This is a genomic window from Streptomyces smyrnaeus (assembly GCF_017676345.1).
GTDB classification, from domain to species: domain Bacteria; phylum Actinomycetota; class Actinomycetes; order Streptomycetales; family Streptomycetaceae; genus Streptomyces; species Streptomyces smyrnaeus.
In genome coordinates this window covers 150,229-167,723 of the sequence record NZ_JAFFZM010000013.1, presented here as the reverse complement: position 1 = coordinate 167,723, position 17,495 = coordinate 150,229, and the positions used below count along the sequence as shown (strand labels likewise).

The following is a 17,495-nucleotide window of genomic DNA, read 5'->3' as shown; positions in this document are numbered from 1 at the left end:
GGATCTCTCGTCCAACCTGTCGGCGGGTGCGACACGACGTCGAACTCGCGTACGTGGACGGCGACGTCGTCCACGCGAGTCACGGCCGTACGGTTACCGCCCCCGAAGGCGTGACCTCATGGAGGCTGACGTTTCGTCACCCCTGCGGCATGCCGTCTTCACGAGCTGAGCCCTGGTGGCGCTGGAGTGCCGTCGGCACCGCGTCGACGACCGGATGACGGCTGAGGCGAACCGTCCCGTGGATCGCCGTTGCATGGCGGCCAGGTCACCGGACGGCAGTGGCCGGGTATCGGCCATTGGTCGTGCGCGCTTCATGAGCAGCTCACAGGCTCTTCGGCCGGCACTGTGACGATCGGGCGAGAAACCCCCTCCATCACCTGGGCGGAACTGTCCTGCCAGAGCCCGTCGAAGATGTCGACGGGCTCTGGCAGGTCTTCCTGCGGCGCTTCGACATCGAACACACCTTCCGGTTCCTCAAGCAGACCCTGGGCTGGACGTACCCCAAGATCCGTACACCCGATGCCTCCGCTCAATGGACGTGGCTGATCCTCGCCGTCCATGCCCAACTCCGTCCCGCCCGACCGCTGGCAGCCGACTTGCGACGGCCATGGGAGAGACCCAGCGAACCGCACCGGCTCACATCTGCCCGCGTCCGCCGCGACTTTCGGTACCTCCGCTTCAAGGCGACATGTCCGGCCAGAGCACCGAAACCCACCAGCCCAGGCCAGGACGGCCACCAAGCCGCAAGAACACGCGCCCCGCCCCACGCTACGACGTCCACACAGTCCGCAAAACGGACACTCGAAACGAAAGAAGAAGACGTCAACCACCCCTCGCCCACGGCGCACAGGTCAAAGATCAAGCTAGGGGCGCTGCTTCAAGCGGTCGACGATCGCCCACTCCACCGTGTGCGAGAGCTGGACGTACGTCCTGCCGGAAGCCGTGGACCCCTCGCTGCGGAAGCCCAGGAATTCGTAGGATTCCGCATCAAAGATGAGGTAGCTGCCCTTCTGGGCCCCCTGTCCGGTGTAAGCGATCCCCACTCCCGGGCGCCCGGCAGAGTCCTTCACGCCCGGAATCGCCTTGACCCCGGGCACCAGGGCCAGTGCCTCGTACGCGGCGGCACGCATCCCCGGGGGCAGCACCGGGTGCTTCAGGAGCTCACCGAGCAGGAAGTAGGCGCGGAACCAGTCGAAGCCGGAGAGGTCGTCGATCGACTGGTCGGTCGTGCCGCGGGCGGAGACGATGGCCGGAACGAGCTTCTCCGGATCGGTCGGGAGCTTCTTGAGCTTGCTCCACTCCCGGGGAGGCCACACGGAGCCGCCGTCCTTCATGGGCTCTTCCCAGATCACGTTGCCGCGCTCCATGGTCAAGGAGCGCTTGGAGCCGTCCACCGAGTCCCAGTTCACGTCCACAAAGGTCTTGACCTTGCCGGTCTTCCGGTCCCTCTCCTTGATGATCCGCTTCGAGTAGATGAACTGGTCGCCGCGCGGCGCAACGGGCGTCTCCTGATCGCCCGCGTACGCCGCCGCTCCTTTCAGCACCTTCGCAGCGGCGGCGTTGCGCATCTGCGGGGCTACCGTGCCCGCGCGGTCCGGGTCTTCGCCCTCGCTAGTGATCAGCACCGCCGTCCCCGTGATCGCCATGGCGACCACCCCGGCCGTCGCAAGGCGCAGCGCGCGGCGGCGGCCGAGTCCGGTGTCGGGGTGCCGCTCCGTGCGCGTGATCGTGTTGAGCAGTCGGTGCCGGGCCTGTGCCCGGGCCGGTTCGGTGAGCGGGGACGCGTCGGCGTCCCAGTCCCGCAGGAGTTCGAGTTCGTCAGTCATGGCCGGATGCCTCTCGCAGTGCCGTCGGATCGGATCCGCCCAACGCTTCGCGTAGCTTGCTGCGAGCCCGGTGCAGCCGTGACCTGACCGTGCCGATGGGGACACCGAGGGCCTGGGCCACCTCCTCGTAGCCGAGGCCGCCCCACGCCACCAGCAGCAGCACGTCCCGGTGCCGCGCGGGCAGTGCGGCCAGTGCCGCCGCCAAATCGCGGCGTACGGCCAGCGCTCCCACCCGGGCCGCAGCGCGTTCGGCCAGCGGCTCCTCGTGGTCGGCGGGAGCCGGAATGCGGGCCAGGGCCTTGAATCGGCGGGCCTCGGCCCGCCGGTGCCGGCCGACCAGGTTGGTCGCTATGCCGAACAGCCAGGGCCGGGCGCCGTCGCCCGTGGCCCGCGCGGGGTCGTACCGGTGCCGCTGCTGGAAAGCAGTGGTGAAGGTCTCCGCCATGAGGTCGTCGGCCGGCTCGCCGCCGAGCCTACGGGCCAGATAACGGTGTACCGCATCCGCGTGCCGGTCGAAGAGCACGGCGAATGCCTCGGGCTCATCCCGGGACCGCGCAATTACCGAGGCATCACTGTCCACCCCCGTGCGGACGCCTGGTTCGACGGTCATCGGGGCTCCTCTCGTTCTGGGGAACGCTTCGAAGGTTTGGGCTTTCATCTCTCCTTCGCCCGTCGCCCCCGGCGAGTTCCCTCGGGCCCCTGGCCGCTGGTCTCCAGGTCCTGTCTCCCCGATCACAAGTGGTCTTTACGAGCGGGATACTCCGTATGAATCCATCAAGCGGGCCAGTTGTCGGCTCGTCGCCCGTAGTGGTTCCTCGCTGCGGTTGACCTGGGCCGTCACTTCGGCGCCTTCCAGGGCGCCGATGATGGTGGTCGCCAACTCCCGGGCGTCGCGGGCCTGGAAGCCGGAGCGCAGGAGCTTGTCGGTGACCGTCTGCTCCCAGCTGCGCAGTGCGTTGACACATGCCTGCTGGATTTCGGAGTCGGTTCCCAGGGTTTCCAGTGCCGCTGCCGTGACCGGGCACCCGTCGGTCCAACCCGACGCGCGCAGTCCTTCGGCGAGCTGCCGGGCGCAGGCTTGAACGCCCGCGCCCGGATCCTCCTCGCTGTCCAGCGCGTCGCGGAGGACCGCCGCGAACTCCTGACTGCTGTACTTGATGGCGGCGACCGCAACGGCCTCCTTGCCGCCCGGGAAGAAGTGATAGACGGAGCCCAGTGTGGCCTCCGCCTCCTTGGCGATCTGCTTGATGCCCGTGCCGACATAGCCCTGGCGCTGCAGGAGGCGCGCTGCGGCGATGACGATCCGGTCCCGGGTGCTGGCCTGTCCCATGTGCACACCCTACTGGTTAGAGCGTTCGTTTTAGAGCCGTGTTACATTGCCTCCATACTCTAAATAGAGCGCTCGTTTTAGTCGCCTCGTCACTCGTACCGCGGAGGTCTTCCCAATGAGCAGCAAGCAGTCCGTGACCGTCATCGGACTCGGCCCCATGGGGCAGGCAATGGTGCACGCCTTGCTCGGCAAGGGTCACCAGGTCACCGTCTGGAACCGCACCCCATCCCGTGCCGATGCCCTCGTCGCGCGCGGCGCCGTACTCGCAAAGAGCGCCGAAGACGCCCTGAGCGCCAATGAGCTGGTCGTCCTGAGCCTCACCGACTACGACGCGATGTACGCCGTGCTGGAGCCTGCGTCCCACGCCCTGGCCGGTCGAGTGCTCGTCAATCTCAGCTCCGACACCCCGAAGAAGACCCGCGCTGGGGCGCGGTGGGTGTCCGAGCACGGCGGGGTCCACCTCACGGGTGGCGTCAACGCCTCGCCTTCCGGCATCGGACAGCCCGGGTCGTCCACCTTCTACAGCGGGCCGCGCCAGGTCTTCGATGCGCACCGATCCACCCTCGAAGTCCTGACCGGCACGGACTACCGGGGCGAGGACCCCGGCCTGGCCGCGCTCCTGTACCAGATGGGCATGGTCATGTTCTGGACGTCCACGCTCAGTTATTGGCAGGTCATCGCACTCGCCGACGCCAACGGACTCACGGCAACGGACGTCCTCCCGCACGCCACCGAGACCATGACCGGGATGCCGGACTTTCTCTCCTTCTACGCAGAGCGCATCGACGCCGGCGAGCATCCCGGCGACGTGGACCGCCTCGCCATGGGCATGGCCAGCGTCGAACACGTACTGCACACCAACGCCGACGCGGGCGTCGACACCACTCTGCCGGCCGCCGTGGCCGCTCTGTTCCGGCGCGGCATGGACGCCGGGCACGCGGCGGACAGCTTCTCCAGCCTGGTGGAGCTGATGAAGACGGCCAAGGCATAGTCGCGGCACAACGCGATGCCTGCAGGTCTGGACATGACCAGCAGGGGTGACTTGACCGACACGGGATCTTCCACCGGTTCAGCACCGGGGCGCAGTGGAGAGAGTTGCCCGGACGCTTCGGCCCACGGAAGACCGTGCACAAGCGGCACTTACCGTGGTCGGCCGATGGTGCCTGGGAGAGTCTCCTCCAGCACGTCCAGGCCCAGGCCGACGCCGAGGGTGACATCGCTTGGGACATCAACGTCGACTCCACCGCTGTCCGCGCCCACCTGCACGCCGCCGGGGCACCCAGGGCGGCACCGTCCGCACCACCGGGTTCCTCAGAAAGGAGGGCTCCGCGAAGATCAGTTCGCGGAGCTGATGAGGGCGAGTCCGCGGCTCCTCGTGAGTTGCACGGTGACCGCACATTTGCCCGATGCTTCCTGTGTCGTGAAGGTCAGGTTGCTCCACTGGTCCGGATCGCCCGGCAGGGGCGGTGTGCTTCAGCGCGATGGCTGGCGGGTGCGCGGTCATGAAGTTGCACTGGCAGGCCATCTCCGGGACCTGATGCGGCCAGGACCATCGTTCTGCACCACGGAGGCGTGGGCCCCAGAGAGTTGCCCCACGCGTCTCGTGCCGGTGCCCGAGTCGCCCATCAGGCAGAGCGGCTGCCCCCTCTTGATCCAGTCACAGCTGGTGACCCGACGCCAGATCCCGAACAGCGGGTTCCTGGATAGAGACCGGGATGAAATGAGCTTCTCAGTAGGACGGAGCGGCTGGGCGGGCGAAGCTTGTGATGTTTCCGCGGAACCGCTCGGAGTGCGGTGTGGCAGACAGGCTTCGTGCGAGGCGGCAGGCAGCCGCGGGATCTTCGTGCTGGTTATGGGAGACCGGGCGGGGCACGGTCGATAACGGTTTCATCGTCAGGCCCCACATCCTCAAACAGGGTGATCTCCGAGAATTCGGAGACGACATGAATTGGATATGTCGGTCCTTCATCACGGTACGAGTGCATGCGGTCAAGGTGGTCGTTCTGAAAGAGGACGGTACGTTCAGGGTGTTGCGCGACCCAGCGCGGAAAGAAGATCACGCCGTGGGAGAGTCGCGCGGCCGGCACCAAGGTGACGCACACTGATGTGCCGGTGGGTTCGTTCCAGGAAATCTTGTACACGCCCTCGGTGAGGGTGACGAGGTCGACTTTCTGGTCTTTGACCCAGCGGCCGCCGACCATGCCGCTGTGGATGCGGTAGTCGATGGTCGTGGCGTTCTTGACGTACATCTCGTAGCGCCAGCCGTTGGCATAGGTGTACTCGATCCGATGGCCGATGATGCCTTCGGTGTCCCTTTCGTCTGTCGTGCTGAGAGGGGATATCACTTGGTGCGTCATGCGTGGCTCCTGGGCGGGCGCTGGGCGGTCAGGGTTTGCGGGCGATGACGCCTGCGTTGGCGGTGGGTGCATGGATGCGGGTGACGTGGACGTCAGTGAAGCCTGTCCGGGTGAGCCAACTGGTGAGCTCGGCGGCGGTGAAGCTGCGGCCCCAGGTTTCCACCTGCATCGCGAGACCCATCAGGGCAGCGTCAAGGGGTCCGTCCTCGGTGTCATCGATCAACAGCTCGGCGATGACGAGCCGGCCGTTCGAGGGCAGGGCGGTGAAGGACCTGGCCAGCAGTTCGCGGCACTGCGCATCGGACCAGTCGTGCAGGACGGAGGAGACCAGGTGGGTGTCGTAGCCTTCGGGGAAGGATGTGTCAGCGAAGAAGTCGCCGGGGATGGTGGTGATGCGGTCCCCCAGGTTGGCCTGGTCGATCTTCTTCTGAGTGAGCTCGCACACATGCGGCAGGTCGTAGACTGCCGCACGCAGCGGCGGATGCATACGGCAGAGTTCGATGTCCCAGGCGGCACCACCTCCCCCCACGTCCAGCAGGGCGCGCGTCCGTGTGAGGTCGAGGCGGGAGCCGAGTTGGCGGGCAGTGACGGTGGAGACCGTCGTCATGGCTTCCCAGAACGTGTCGAGCATGACGGGGTCGGCGTTGTCGAAGAGGGAGTTTTGCTCGTCGGGATTCCAGGCGGTGGGTCGGTTGTGGCGTAGGGCGTCGTGCAGTTGCATCCAGCCCGGGTAGTCATGGCGGTCGAGCATCTCGACCCAGCCACCGAAGTAGTCGGGGCTCGTGCGCACGAGGTGACGCTGCGAGAGAGGGGTGTTGAAGCACTTCTCGCCGACGCGGGTCAGCAGGCCGAGCGCCGCGCAGGCGGCCAGGAGTGATCGCATGGGGCGGGCGGAGATGCCCAGCCGGTCGGCCAGTTCGGTGTGCGTCGCACCGGGGTGGGCGGCCAGGGCACCGAAGAGGTCCAGGTGCAGTGCAGTGGACAGGGTCTTGGAAGCCCACAGGCCGGAGGACAGCTCCATGATGCGCTGCGGCCCCTGTGCTTCGTTGGGCAAGTCCGTCATGAGCAAGCCTCCATGGTGAGGTGTTCGTCATTGCGCTTGCGGGTCAGAGTCAGGCCGTCCGCGATGGGAAGCATCACGTTCTCGACGCGGGGATCGTTGTGAACGTGAGCGTTGAAAGCCCGGATGGCCTGGGCGTTGCCGGTGGCGTCGGGGTTTGCCGCGTCGCCGGAGTAGAGCACGTTGTCGGCGAGGAGGACGCCTCCCGGACGGACACGAGGGAGCAGCTCCTCCCAGTAGTCGCAGTAGGAGGGCTTGTCCGCGTCGATGAAGGCCAGGTCGATGGTCGGCTCGTGGGGTAAGGAGCGCAGGGTCTCCAGTGCCGGGCCCAGGCGCAGCTCGATGCGGTCGGCGACGCCTGCCTGCTTCCATGCGTCCTGGGCGATGCCTGTCCACTCCGTGGAGGTGTCGCAGGTGATGACGCGACCGCCGGGAGGGGAGCCCAGGGCGAGAGCCAGGGCCGAATAGCCCGTAAAGGTACCGATGTCGATGATGTCGCGGGCAGCGGTCAATTTGGTGAGCAAGGTCAGAAGCGCCGCCTGCTCATGGGGGATCCGCATCTCGGCGACCGTCCCCAGGGCGTGGGTGTGGTCCATGAGGTCTTGCTGGACGCGGCTGGGCGCCATTGTGTGGCCGACCAGGTACCGGTGCAGAGCTGGGGTGATGGGCACGGTCTTCGTGTCGTCGGTCAGGGACGTCATCGCACCTCCCGTGTGCGTGCTGAGGTCGACGAGGCTGGGTGAGGAAGTCATGAGGAAGTCGGCCAGCTCTGTGAAGCGGCCGATGGTGGAGCCGAGCAGAGCGTCGAGGTCTGGCCGGTGCCGTGCTGCGACCTGGGGCGGTGGTTCCAGGTCGGTCAGGCCATAGCTACGGATGTCGCATACGACCTGGACGAGGCGCCGGATGGCCTGAGCGATGAACGCCTTCTCACAGATGGGCGCGCGCCGCACCTGGAAGAAGTCGTCGATGACATCACACTCGGCTTCCGTCGGCTGGACGCCTGCTTGCTTCCCGGCCTGTTGGAGGAGTGATTGGCCGCTGGGGACGAGCTTGCCCGCAACAGCCATGTGGATGTGGTGACTGCGTTTGACTGCCGCCGTGAGCGGAGCCAGCACGGACGCCGGGCAGCTGGCTCGCGCCTGGCGCAGCAGGTCGGGCAAGGCCATGTGGTCGCGGTGCCACTCACCGCTGAGCGCGGGGTCGTGGGCCGCCATGTCGGCCCGCACCGTCGCCGCGTAGCGTGCGGCCGAGCAGCTGCCGGTGTAGAGGAACAGCACGGTGTAGATGTCGTACAGCCGTGCTGCGCGTTCAGCGGCCTGGGGAGCTGAGGTGCGGATGAGTTCCTGCAGGGTGTGCCGGATCAGCCGCCAGACGGCGAAGGCCAGTTGATGGCCGATGAGCCACCGGTGGCGAATGCGGGCACCGGGGTCCGCAGGTGGCCGTTCGCCGGGGGGCGCCGGCCCGTGCACGACTTGGGTGAGAATGCTCAGGTCGCCTTTGATGTGCTGGGCAGCACGCGCGCACATATCGCCCGGACAACGGCGACAGGCGGTGAACTCCTCGTCCGGTAGAGGCAGTGTCAGCACAGCACCGTCGGCAGCGGTGCCGTGCGTGATAAGTGCGGGGCAGTGGCGGTCGGTCAAATGTGTCATTACAGGCCCTGCCCGTCGGTCAGATAGGTGTCGGCCATGTCGTCGAGGAGAGCGGCGGCGCGACGAACATCAGCATCCAGGGGGCGGTCCCCGTCGATGGGTGGGATCTCCGCACTGATCTTGCTGAGAAGCTCTGTGCACAGCGGCGCTGTTGGCTGACGCGTTCCCACACATGCGGCTTGGCGCAGGGCGACAGCAAGGGATCCGTGCAGGAGCCGCAGCTTTGTGGCGAGGTCGAGGGCGTTGAGCGCAGCCTGAGTACCGAACGGAATCACATCCTGGTTGTGGAGGTTCGTCGGCAGGCTCTGGGTCGAGGCAGGTATGGCGGCACGACGCATCGACGCAATGAGTGCCGTGGCCGCGAGTTGCACTCCCTGCACGGCATGTTGACGGCCCGGCTCGGGCGCCAGCATGGGCGGCAGTCCTCCGTTGCGGTGTGGATCGATGAGTAAGTCGAGTTGCCTCTCGGCCAGATTCCCGAGCTGCACGGCGGTCACGGCGAGCGCGTCCCCGCTGAACGCGGCCGGCTGCCCGAAGAAGTTACCGCCGTGCGCGACCACGTCCTGCTCCGGGAAGAACAGCGGATTGTCACTGATGGCGTTGATGTCATCGCACATCACCCCGGCGCAATGCTCCACGAAAGAGGCCGCGGCACCGATCAGCTGAGGAGCGCAGCGGATACTGTACGGCTCCTGCAATCCGCGCGTGCCCGAAGGAACGAGGCCCTTGAGCAGCTGGTTGAGGCGTTCACCTGCCAGAGCTGCGTGCGGGTGCCCGAAGGCGGCGAGCAGCCTCGCGTCCACGAACGCAGAGGAGCAGCCCAGGATGTCCACGAGCAACGCCACGAGCAGCACCGCACCGCGCAGCGACCTCTGCAGGGAGGACACGGCCAGGGCACCCGCACCCGCGGTCAAGGATGTTCCATTCACCAAGGCCAGAGCGTCACGCCCGTCGAGCTCCACCGGCTTCAGACCCAGCTCCGCGAGAGCCTCACCGGCGGTAAGACGTTCTCCGCCGGTGTAAGCATGACCATGGCCCTGCAGTGCACGGGCCACATAGGCGAGCGGAATCAGATCGCCACTTGCCCCGAGTGACCCCAGCCGGGGCACCGCTGGCGCGAAGTCCGTCCCCAGAGCATGTGCCAACCCTTCCACCACGGCGAGGGACGCCCCGGATCGGCCCTGGCACAGCGAATGCAGTCGTACGAGCATCGCCGCCCGCACCACCGAAGACTCCAGATCCACGCCCTGCCCTGCAATGAGGTGGTTGAGCGCGTTCTCGCACTGCTCCGCCGTGGTCTCACGCCCGCGAAAACTGACCAGCGGGCCGAACCCGGTCGTCGCCCCGTACACGGAGCGGCCCCTGTCCAGGCTGCCGAGCATGAAGTCGCGACACACCTCAATGCGGTGGCGCACGGTGCCATCGATCCGAATTCTCACCGGCTCACGCATGCGCTCCAGGTCGCGCAGCCGGAGCTTCGTACTGGTGGATATCTGCAGCATCGTTTCGGACTGATCGGCCGGCGAAGTCACTCACACCTCCGTACAGGCAGCAGCAGAAGCCCCGCATCTCGCGGGCTCCAATGCCACGGCGCGGCATTGCCCTTCGTGTTCTGCATGGTGGGCAACGAGAACTCCGTGCCGGAACCCGGGCCCTCCCCCGGATGCGTGAATACGTTGAAAGCGCGCCTTGCGCTCTCGTGGACTCTTCTGCTGGCTACGTGAGCCAGGCCGACCTCCGACTTCACACAGACGGTGCCGGGTCAGTGAGTCATTTCGACTTCAGTTCGAGCAGGTCATGTGCAGGGTGAGGGGCGGCCTGGACAAGTCTGGTGACGCGGATGGTGCAGCATCGCGGCTTGCGCAGCAGACGCCAGCTCTTACGGGTAGCCATGGCCTGTCCGAGGAGCGCGCGGAGCCTTCGCCTGCGAGCAGTGCGCGGCCTGCTCAGTGAGCGCCGCCGAGTCGGCGGGCGGCGGGCCTGATTCGCCCAGCACTACGAGGCCCTGCCGTCACCCCTCAGTGGGGGCCGTCCCATGTGGCGGGCCGGCACGACTCCGGCGGTGTGCCCCTGCGGCGGCTCTCCCAGCCGTGCGTGATGAACACATCTGTGGCCGGGGAGCCCGGCCGCAGGTAGTTCGAACTGCGGCGAGTCCCGCGCTGTCCTGCCGGCCGCGATCGGCATGGGCCCCTGGCGCTGCTCGACGGCGTTGCACGGCCAGGTGCAGCTTCGTGGTGAACCCGCCACGCGAGCGTTTGCGGTCACGTGGACGTAGGTCAGGTCGCTGACCGGTTGAGCCACGCGGGCAGGAGCCTGGTGGATCCGTCTCGTCGGAAGCACCGGAAGCACCGTCAGCAGCTCGCGTTGATGTGCGTTCCCGGCTCGTGCGCACGCTCTCCGCCTGCCGTCCGATGCTTCCTGGACGGCCGAAGAGGCGGGGATGACCCGCACATCAGGCAGCGGTCACGGATCAGGCGAAGGCAGACCGGCCCGGTCGCATGGCGGATGGCGGATGGCGTTGGTGACCAGTGCGCTCACGCATAGAGGCACCCCGGGTCACACCGCCTGTGACGTTCACCGTGTCCGCTGTCCGACTGGTGTGTCCGCCCCGAGCTGTGGCGGTGCGCAGCGGCCGAGCATTCGCACGGCACCCTTGCATCGCAGACAGAGTGCGTCTGGACCGGAGCTGTTCCGGTAGCACCTCGCCGCGTCGCGCGCTTCGGGAGACTCCGGTGGACAAGTTGCCGATCATCTACGTGCGGGGATACGCCGGGCCGACGGCCGGTATCGACAACGTGGTGGACGACCCCTTCTACGGGTTCAATCGCGGCGCCACGCACGTACGTATCGGAGGAGACGGCGACCCCCGCTTCTACCAGTTCGAAGGTCCACTGCTGCGTTTGATGGGCGACGAGGGCTACCGGTTGCTCGTACAGGGAGACCAGCACCGGCACCTCCTCGACTCCGCCGACGCGGCGCTTCCGCCTGCCTCACTGTGGGTGTACCGGTTCTACGACCAGGCAGCCACCACCTTTGTTCCGCCCCCGCACGAGAACGTGTTCAAGCACCTTTGGAGCAAGGTGCACCACCGGGTGACCGCCAACGGTTTCAACATCGAGGCGGCAGCCGCCGGCCTGTACGACCTGATCACGCTGATCCTGCAGAAGACCGGAGCCCCCAAAGTCCACCTCGTGGCCCACTCGATGGGTGGTCTGGTCGTGCGCTGCATGATGCAGAAGATCTGCTTCCAGCCACAGGAGGACGGCCGGTCCCGGCTGCTGGCCAAGGACCTGGTGGCGAAGTTCTTCACCTACGGCACTCCGCACGGCGGTATCGACTTCCAGCTCGATGCCCTCGACTGGGCGCAGCAGGCCTTCGGACCGGCCGGTTCGGACATCTTCGCCCCGGAGAAGATGTACGGCTACCTCGAGCCCGGGGCGAAGTTCGGCGACACTCCCCCGCGCTCGTCCGCCTTCGATCCGCAGACCGTGCCAGAGGAAGTTTTCCCCACCGAGGACATCTTCTGTCTCGTGGGCACCAACCCCAAGGACTACGGGCTCGCCCGGCTCACCGTCGGCCCCAAGAGCGACGGCCTGGTGTCCATCGACCACGCCTATGTGCGCCGCGCCCACCGCGCCTACGTACACCGTTCCCACTCAGGTCCCTACGGCGAGGTGAATTCCGAAGAGGGCTACCAGAACCTACGGCGCTTCCTCTTCGGGCCCTGGCAGGTCGCCCTCGGTCTCACCGGCCTGCCTGCCGCCGTGGAGGACGAACAGTGGCAGGCGGATATGCGCCTCGCCATCCGCGGACTTCCCGTCATCATCAGTGACCAGCGAACCTCCCACTGGTGTCCGATTCAGCTCAGCCAGGAGGTCCGACGCCTGGAAGGAAGCCCCGACGGTGCCGTTCCGCTGGCCGCCACCTTTCTGTTGGAGCCTGCTCGCCCCGAGCCGGGGATTCCCTCGGACAAGAGCGCCGCTCCGCGTATGCGCTACAGCCTCACGCTTCGGGTGTTCAAGCTCGACGGACACGACGACCACTTCCGCTTCGCCGACCACCTGGAGCAGGTGCCGGCCTGGAGCGACTCCCTCATCGTCGACATCGGGCCCGACGCCCAGAGCGGCGATATCCAGGCATGGGCGGCGTGGAATTCCATGGTCGAGGGCCCCAGCGACAGCTTCGACCCGATCACCGACGGCCTGCCTCCGGCACAGCGCCACCCGGCGACGATGGAGCGCGACGGCGAGGACCGCCTTTGCCGTATCGATCTGCCACCCACGGCCCGCGCTCTCCCCGTCCTGGGCGCCGACGCCACGGTGAGGATTCATGTGCACGACCGCCGCACCGCTCGGTGACCGATTCATACGCGGTCGGCCGTCGGCCGCCTCCGTCCCGCACATTTTTGCCTGCGTCGATGCACGCCAGGCGACAGCAGGTGTCAGCCGATCGGAGGACGCGGCTGCTCTCCGAGCTGTCGTCCTACTCCTCCTCTCGGCCAGTTGGCGGCTGTCGTGGTTTGCGCGGAGTGGCGCGGAGTGATCCATGGAGTCGGATCCCATCACGGCCGACAGGCCCGCAGCTCGCCCTGGAGTGCCGAGGTGCGCTGTTTGCAGCTGGGGCGACGAGTACCCGACGGCGAGGAGGCACTGCGTCATGCCGGAGTTCGACCGCGGGCCGACGGCTCAGTTCGCGGAGCTGTTCGCGCAAGTACCCGACCCGCCCGTCGAGTCCGCGTTCTGGTACGACTGGGGGCCGATCTTCTACCGCGGCCGGCTCGACGGCTCAGCCCGTGTGCTGATCGTCGCCTCGGACCCCGGACCGACCGAGCGGATCGCCGGACGCAGCCTCGTCGGCAACGCCGGCCAACGGGTGCAGGGCTTCCTCACCAAGCTGGGGCTGACCCGCTCCTATGTCTGTCTGAACGCGTGGGCGTACGCGGTGCACCCGAGTCAGGCGTTCGCGATGAAGGACGGCCTGGCCGATCCGGCACAGACGCAGTGGCGGAACGCGGTCTTCGACCGGGCGACCGATCCGACGCTCCAGGCCATCGTCGCGATGGGGTTCATGGCCCGGGAGGCGGTGCGGTTGTGGACGTCACGGCCACAGGTCACGCTGGTCGAGGTGCCCCACCCCTCCAGCCACGACCCCGAGGCGCTACTCGGCGCCTGGCGCGGCGCCGTCACACAGCTGCGCGAGATCGTGACGCCGGACGACGACGGCGACAACACCGGCCCCACCTACGGGGCGGACTTCTCGGAGGCCGACTACAGCCCGATCCCCCGGCGCGACCTGCCCTTCGGTGCGCCCGCGTTCCTGGGCGACGACGCGTGGGTGCGTGCCAGACCGAGTGGAGCGCAGAACTCCGTCAGCCGCCCGTCGCCGGACGACGGGCACACGCTGGTCTGGAAGGCGCCGGACTGATGGCACTCGTGCTCCGAGGCACGGTCGTCACCTTCGACGACGACCATCGGGTCCTGGACCCTGGCGCCGTGTACGTGGGCGACGACGGCCGGCTGGCCGCGGTACGGTCGGCCGGTCAGGCTCCGCCCGCGGGTTTCTCCGACGCGCCGCGGATCGACACGGAGGCGATGATCCTCCCCGGTCTGGTCGACCTTCACAACCACCTCGCGTACAACACGCTCCCCCTGTGGGAGGCGGTCGGTGTGCCCTACGCGCACCACGACCGCTGGGTCGGCGAACGGCGTCCGCCCGACTATTCCACCTCTGTCACCTGGCCCGCCAAGGTGCTCGGTCACGCGGCGCCCGAGGCACTGGTCAAATACATCGAGGTCAAGGCGCTGATCGGTGGCACAACGGCCATCCAGGGCGCCCCACGCTCCACCCGCCACGTCGACGGCTGGCTGCTGCGGATCATCGACAACGAGAAGCTGCCGACAGGCACCGACATGGTGATGACCGCGGCGCTCCAGCTCGACGCCGAAGAGCTGCGCGACAGCCGGGCGGACAAGCTCGACGGCACCCGAGTGCTGATCTACCACGTCGCGGAGGGCAGGCGTGGCTCGACCGTGCACGACGAGTTCGTTGACCTCGGGCCGTGTCTGAAGCCCGGCCTGATCGGCGTGCACGGCACCGCACTGACCCGCGCCGACTTCGGGACATGGCAGGAGGCGGTGGCGGCGATCGACGCCGCGGCGCGGGGCACGGTCGTATGGTCGCCGTTCTCCAACTACTGGCTCTACCACGAGACGACGAGCGTGGTAGAGGCCGACAGGAAGGGGCTGCGGATCGCGCTGGGTTCCGACTGGTCACCGTCGGGAACCAAGCATGTGCTCGGCGAGCTGAAGGTCGCCGACGCCGTCAACCGGCATGAGTTGGATGGGCACTTCAGCGACCGGGAGCTGTGCGACATGGTCACCGCCAATCCCGGTGACGCGCTGGCGACCGCCTGGGGGCCGCAGGTGGGCCGGTTGCAGCGGGGCAGCGCCGCGGACCTGCTCGTACTCGATCGCCACGACCCGGACCGGGACGTGTATCGCAATCTGATCAACGCCACCGAGCGGCACGTGCGGCTGGTACTGGTGCGCGGCCGGCCGTTCTACGGGACGCCGGGGCTGATGACCGCCTCCGGTGCGACACACACAGACACCCTCACGGTGGCCGGGCTCAAGCGCCGGGTGGCCGTACGGCAGCCGGACCGCGCCGACGCCACCCTCGACTGGCCCGGCGTCAAGCGCGCGCTGGAGAAGGTACGCGCCGATCCGGTGGCCGCCTGGCATGCCGCGCAGGACGCGCTCGCGGACTGGGGCGGCCCGCTGGACGATCCCGAGGCGCCGCTCGTGCTCTTCGGGGACATGCCGGAAGGCGACGCGGGCACGTTCGCCGCCGCGGCCGAGGTTCCGCAGGACCTGGTCGTACCGCGTCTGGACCCGCTCACGCACGACGCCGCCTACTTCGCCGCCGTGGCCCGCAGCGGTGTGCCCCAGCTCCAGCACCTCGCGGAGTACTACACATGAGCACGACGGTGGCACAGCCGACCCACACCCTGCCCGACTCGATCGGGCTCGACGCTTTCCTGGAACGGGCCGCCGACGACCCGCTGCCGCTCGCGGACCGCTACCGCCTGGTGGCCGCGGCCCGGGTGCTGCTCGAGGAGTTGTACGTGCACCTCCCGCTGAAGCGGGCGATGCACGCCACCGACCCGGTCCAGCGCCTGAGGCTGCTGGAACGCCGCCTGAGACCGCTCAGCGAGCCGCAGTTCCACGCCGAGCTGGCGGGTGTCTTCCGGGAACTGCGGGACCTGCACACCGGCTACCAGCTGCCGGACCCGTACCGCGGTCATGTGGCGACGCTGGGCTTCCTCGTCGAGCGCTACGTCGACCCGGACGGCAGGCCGCACCACATCGTCTCCAAGATCGACCGCTCGCTCGTGCACGCGGGCTTCGACGTCGGGGCCGAGCTGGAGACCTGGAACGGCGTGCCGATCGAACGCACGATCGAGCGCAACGCGGCAGCACAGGCGGGCTCCAACCCGGACGCGCGCCTGGCGCGCGGCCTGGAGGCGCTGACCCTGCGCTCGTTGCGCACCGGTCCACCGCCCGACGAGCGCTGGGTACTGCTGACCTACCGCACCCGTGCCGGCCGGCGCCGCGAGACGCGTCTACCGTGGCGGGTGCGCGCCGCCGAGTGGCGCGCGGGCCGCGCGCAGGACCCGGTGCCCACCCTGGCCACCAGCCTCGGCATCGACGCCGGAAACGAGGCCACGCGGCAGATCAAACGCGCCTTGTTCGCCCCGCCCCAGGCGCGGCGCCCCTCTCCGCGTGCCTTCCGCGGTGTGGTCGCCTATCGGACGCAGCGGCTGCGCGGACGTTCCTACGGCTACCTGCGCATCTTCTCGTTCAACGTCTCGGGGGCGCGGCTGTTCGCCGAGCACCTGGCTCGGATGGTGGCGCGCGCTCCGTCGGAGGGGCTGATCGTGGACATCCGTGGCAACCCGGGCGGCCATGTCCCGGCGGCGGAGTCCGCGCTGCAGATCCTGAGCGGGCATCCTGTCGTCCCGGTGAGCTTCTCGCTACCGACCACGCGCAGTGCGCTCGTACTGGCCCGATCCAACCCGAGCTTCCGCGTCTGGTCGAGCTCGATCCGCGACGCCGTGGAAACCGGCGAGGTGCACTCCCAGGGCTTCCCGCTCACCGACCCGGAAGCGGTCACCGCAGGGCTGCCACGCTACACCGGACCGAAGATTCTGATCACCGACGCGCTGTCCTACTCGGCCGCAGACATCTTCGCCGCCGGCTTCCAGGACAACGACCTCGGCCCCGTTCTGGGGACCGCGTGGCGGTCCGGGGGCGGCGGTGCCAACGTGTGGACGCACGAACTGCTGCGCGTATGGCTGCCCGAACTGCTCGGCGAGCTGCCGCGCGGCGCCGGGTTCCGTGTCGCACTCCGGCGCGCCACCCGGACGCGCGGCAACGTCGATGTTCCGCTCGAGGACCTCGGTGTGCAGGCGGACGAGGTGCACGAGCTGACCGAACGCGACGTCACCGGCCGTAACCAGGACCTCCTGACGGCTGCCGCCGCCCTGCTGTCCTGACTCCCCCGGGGGCAGTGCCGGCTTCGCTCCACGGCGACCACAGGCAAGTCATGGCTTGCACATCATTGGTCATGGTCGACGCCGATCGGTCAAACTCCATGCGGACAAGGCCTACGACAACCGCCACTTGCGACAGTGGCTCCGTTCCCGGAAGATCACACCCCGCATCGCCCGCAAAGGCACCGAGTCCTTCGAGCGGCTCGGGCGCCACCGCTGGACGATCGAGCGAACGATGTCCTGGCTTGCAGGATGCCGCCGTCTGCACCGTCGCTACGAGCGCAAGGCCGACCACTTCCTCGCCTTCGCCGGTATCGCCGCTACCCTCATCTGCTACCGGCGACTCGCCAGGTAGCAAAACCCGTCGACACTCCAGGTCAGCGCCACTCGGGTGGAATGTTGGCGAGCTGCGTCATCAGGTCCCAGTCGGTTGAACGGAATTTTGGGGCGTGCCATTGGGCGCCGCTGGCGACCCAGTATCCACGCAGCTCGCGGACCTGCGACACGTTGTCATCGCCAATGCCGGATTCGTTGTAGCAGCAGGGGCAGATGACGTACTGCGGTACGCCGTACTCGTCGAACACCGCTTCGCCATCATCGTACCCGCAGATCCGGCAGGCGGTCTCGGTCTTGTCGTCCACGCTCATCTCGGCCAGAGCCTACCGATCGACGCCAAACGACACGACGTCTAAGTCTTTCGGGTCGGACTTTGGTGGCCA

The 17,495-nt window shown here is 67.9% G+C and carries 15 protein-coding genes and 1 pseudogene; 8 read left to right on the top strand and 8 right to left on the bottom strand.

Features of this window, described 5'->3' with window-relative positions:
• Positions 1-410 precede the first annotated feature (410 nt).
• Positions 411-802, top strand: a pseudogene (locus JW613_RS35930) (NF041680 family putative transposase); the annotation flags it as partial.
• Between the two features lie 61 nt (positions 803-863).
• Here the strand turns inward: JW613_RS35930 and JW613_RS21750 are convergent.
• The 3 genes from JW613_RS21750 to JW613_RS21740 all read right to left on the bottom strand — a co-directional run bounded on the left by JW613_RS21750 (position 864) and on the right by JW613_RS21740 (position 3,156).
• Positions 864-1,826 (bottom strand): CU044_5270 family protein, encoded by a 963-nt coding sequence (locus tag JW613_RS21750; protein WP_209212518.1) that lies wholly within the window; start codon positions 1,824-1,826, stop codon positions 864-866.
• Entirely contained in the window at positions 1,819-2,436 is a 618-nt protein-coding gene (locus JW613_RS21745) for an RNA polymerase sigma factor (RefSeq protein WP_209212517.1), read from the bottom strand. Before JW613_RS21745 ends, JW613_RS21750 begins: the two co-directional genes overlap by 8 nt.
• Before the next feature lie 135 nt (positions 2,437-2,571).
• Positions 2,572-3,156 (bottom strand): TetR/AcrR family transcriptional regulator, encoded by a 585-nt coding sequence (locus JW613_RS21740; RefSeq protein WP_209212516.1) that lies wholly within the window; start codon positions 3,154-3,156, stop codon positions 2,572-2,574.
• A 115-nt stretch (positions 3,157-3,271) separates the two neighbouring features.
• Between JW613_RS21740 and JW613_RS21735 the strand changes: the two genes are divergently transcribed.
• Together JW613_RS21735 and JW613_RS36860 are read left to right on the top strand one after the other, a co-directional pair.
• Positions 3,272-4,147 carry an NAD(P)-dependent oxidoreductase gene (locus JW613_RS21735; RefSeq protein WP_209212515.1) on the top strand — a complete coding sequence of 292 codons (876 nt, stop codon included), beginning with the start codon at positions 3,272-3,274 and terminating at the stop codon, positions 4,145-4,147.
• 65 nt (positions 4,148-4,212) lie between these two features.
• Positions 4,213-4,662, top strand: a complete 450-nt coding sequence (locus JW613_RS36860) for a transposase (protein WP_209212593.1) — start codon at positions 4,213-4,215, stop codon at positions 4,660-4,662.
• 344 nt (positions 4,663-5,006) lie between these two features.
• Here the strand turns inward: JW613_RS36860 and JW613_RS21725 are convergent, their stop codons facing one another.
• Genes JW613_RS21725 through JW613_RS21710 form a run of 4 tightly spaced genes read right to left on the bottom strand, consistent with a single transcriptional unit; the run spans position 5,007 to position 9,757 of the window.
• On the bottom strand, positions 5,007-5,513 hold the full coding sequence (locus tag JW613_RS21725) for a phenolic acid decarboxylase (RefSeq protein WP_209212514.1): 507 nt from the start codon (positions 5,511-5,513) through the stop codon (positions 5,007-5,009).
• Between the two features lie 28 nt (positions 5,514-5,541).
• Positions 5,542-6,576, bottom strand: a complete 1,035-nt coding sequence (locus JW613_RS21720) for a methyltransferase (protein ID WP_209212513.1) — start codon at positions 6,574-6,576, stop codon at positions 5,542-5,544.
• Complete coding sequence (locus JW613_RS36620; protein ID WP_307865988.1) at positions 6,573-8,216, bottom strand: O-methyltransferase; 1,644 nt, start codon at positions 8,214-8,216, stop codon at positions 6,573-6,575. Before JW613_RS36620 ends, JW613_RS21720 begins: the two co-directional genes overlap by 4 nt.
• 8 nt (positions 8,217-8,224) lie before the next feature.
• A complete protein-coding gene (locus JW613_RS21710) occupies positions 8,225-9,757 on the bottom strand; it encodes an aromatic amino acid ammonia-lyase (RefSeq protein WP_307865987.1) in 1,533 nt (510 codons plus the stop codon).
• 1,200 nt (positions 9,758-10,957) lie between these two features.
• Between JW613_RS21710 and JW613_RS21705 the strand changes: the two genes are divergently transcribed.
• The 5 genes from JW613_RS21705 (at position 10,958) to JW613_RS21685 (ending at position 17,131) form a co-directional block, all read left to right on the top strand.
• Positions 10,958-12,583 carry an esterase/lipase family protein gene (locus JW613_RS21705; protein WP_307865986.1) on the top strand — a complete coding sequence of 542 codons (1,626 nt, stop codon included), beginning with the start codon at positions 10,958-10,960 and terminating at the stop codon, positions 12,581-12,583.
• A 298-nt stretch (positions 12,584-12,881) separates the two neighbouring features.
• Positions 12,882-13,649 (top strand): uracil-DNA glycosylase family protein, encoded by a 768-nt coding sequence (locus JW613_RS21700; protein WP_209212512.1) that lies wholly within the window; start codon positions 12,882-12,884, stop codon positions 13,647-13,649.
• Entirely contained in the window at positions 13,649-15,202 is a 1,554-nt protein-coding gene (locus JW613_RS21695; RefSeq protein ID WP_209212511.1) for an amidohydrolase family protein, read from the top strand. Before JW613_RS21700 ends, JW613_RS21695 begins: the two co-directional genes overlap by 1 nt.
• Complete coding sequence (locus JW613_RS21690; protein ID WP_209212510.1) at positions 15,199-16,779, top strand: S41 family peptidase; 1,581 nt, start codon at positions 15,199-15,201, stop codon at positions 16,777-16,779. The genes JW613_RS21695 and JW613_RS21690 overlap by 4 nt, the downstream gene beginning before the upstream one ends.
• Before the next feature lie 55 nt (positions 16,780-16,834).
• Complete coding sequence (locus JW613_RS21685; protein ID WP_372447979.1) at positions 16,835-17,131, top strand: transposase; 297 nt, start codon at positions 16,835-16,837, stop codon at positions 17,129-17,131.
• Between the two features lie 22 nt (positions 17,132-17,153).
• Here JW613_RS21685 and JW613_RS21680 read toward each other — a convergent pair whose 3' ends face one another.
• Complete coding sequence (locus JW613_RS21680) at positions 17,154-17,423, bottom strand: hypothetical protein (RefSeq protein ID WP_209212509.1); 270 nt, start codon at positions 17,421-17,423, stop codon at positions 17,154-17,156.
• Positions 17,424-17,495: the final 72 nt, after the last annotated feature.

Coding starts and splice junctions, on each gene's coding strand:
- JW613_RS21750 (WP_209212518.1), bottom strand. CDS start 1,826: ATGACTGACGAACTCGAACTCCTGCGGGACTGGGACGCCGACGCGTCC.
- JW613_RS21745 (WP_209212517.1), bottom strand. CDS start 2,436: ATGACCGTCGAACCAGGCGTCCGCACGGGGGTGGACAGTGATGCCTCG.
- JW613_RS21740 (WP_209212516.1), bottom strand. CDS start 3,156: ATGGGACAGGCCAGCACCCGGGACCGGATCGTCATCGCCGCAGCGCGC.
- JW613_RS21735 (WP_209212515.1), top strand. CDS start 3,272: ATGAGCAGCAAGCAGTCCGTGACCGTCATCGGACTCGGCCCCATGGGG.
- JW613_RS21725 (WP_209212514.1), bottom strand. CDS start 5,513: ATGACGCACCAAGTGATATCCCCTCTCAGCACGACAGACGAAAGGGAC.
- JW613_RS21720 (WP_209212513.1), bottom strand. CDS start 6,576: ATGACGGACTTGCCCAACGAAGCACAGGGGCCGCAGCGCATCATGGAG.
- JW613_RS21700 (WP_209212512.1), top strand. CDS start 12,882: ATGCCGGAGTTCGACCGCGGGCCGACGGCTCAGTTCGCGGAGCTGTTC.
- JW613_RS21695 (WP_209212511.1), top strand. CDS start 13,649: ATGGCACTCGTGCTCCGAGGCACGGTCGTCACCTTCGACGACGACCAT.
- JW613_RS21690 (WP_209212510.1), top strand. CDS start 15,199: ATGAGCACGACGGTGGCACAGCCGACCCACACCCTGCCCGACTCGATC.
- JW613_RS21680 (WP_209212509.1), bottom strand. CDS start 17,423: ATGAGCGTGGACGACAAGACCGAGACCGCCTGCCGGATCTGCGGGTAC.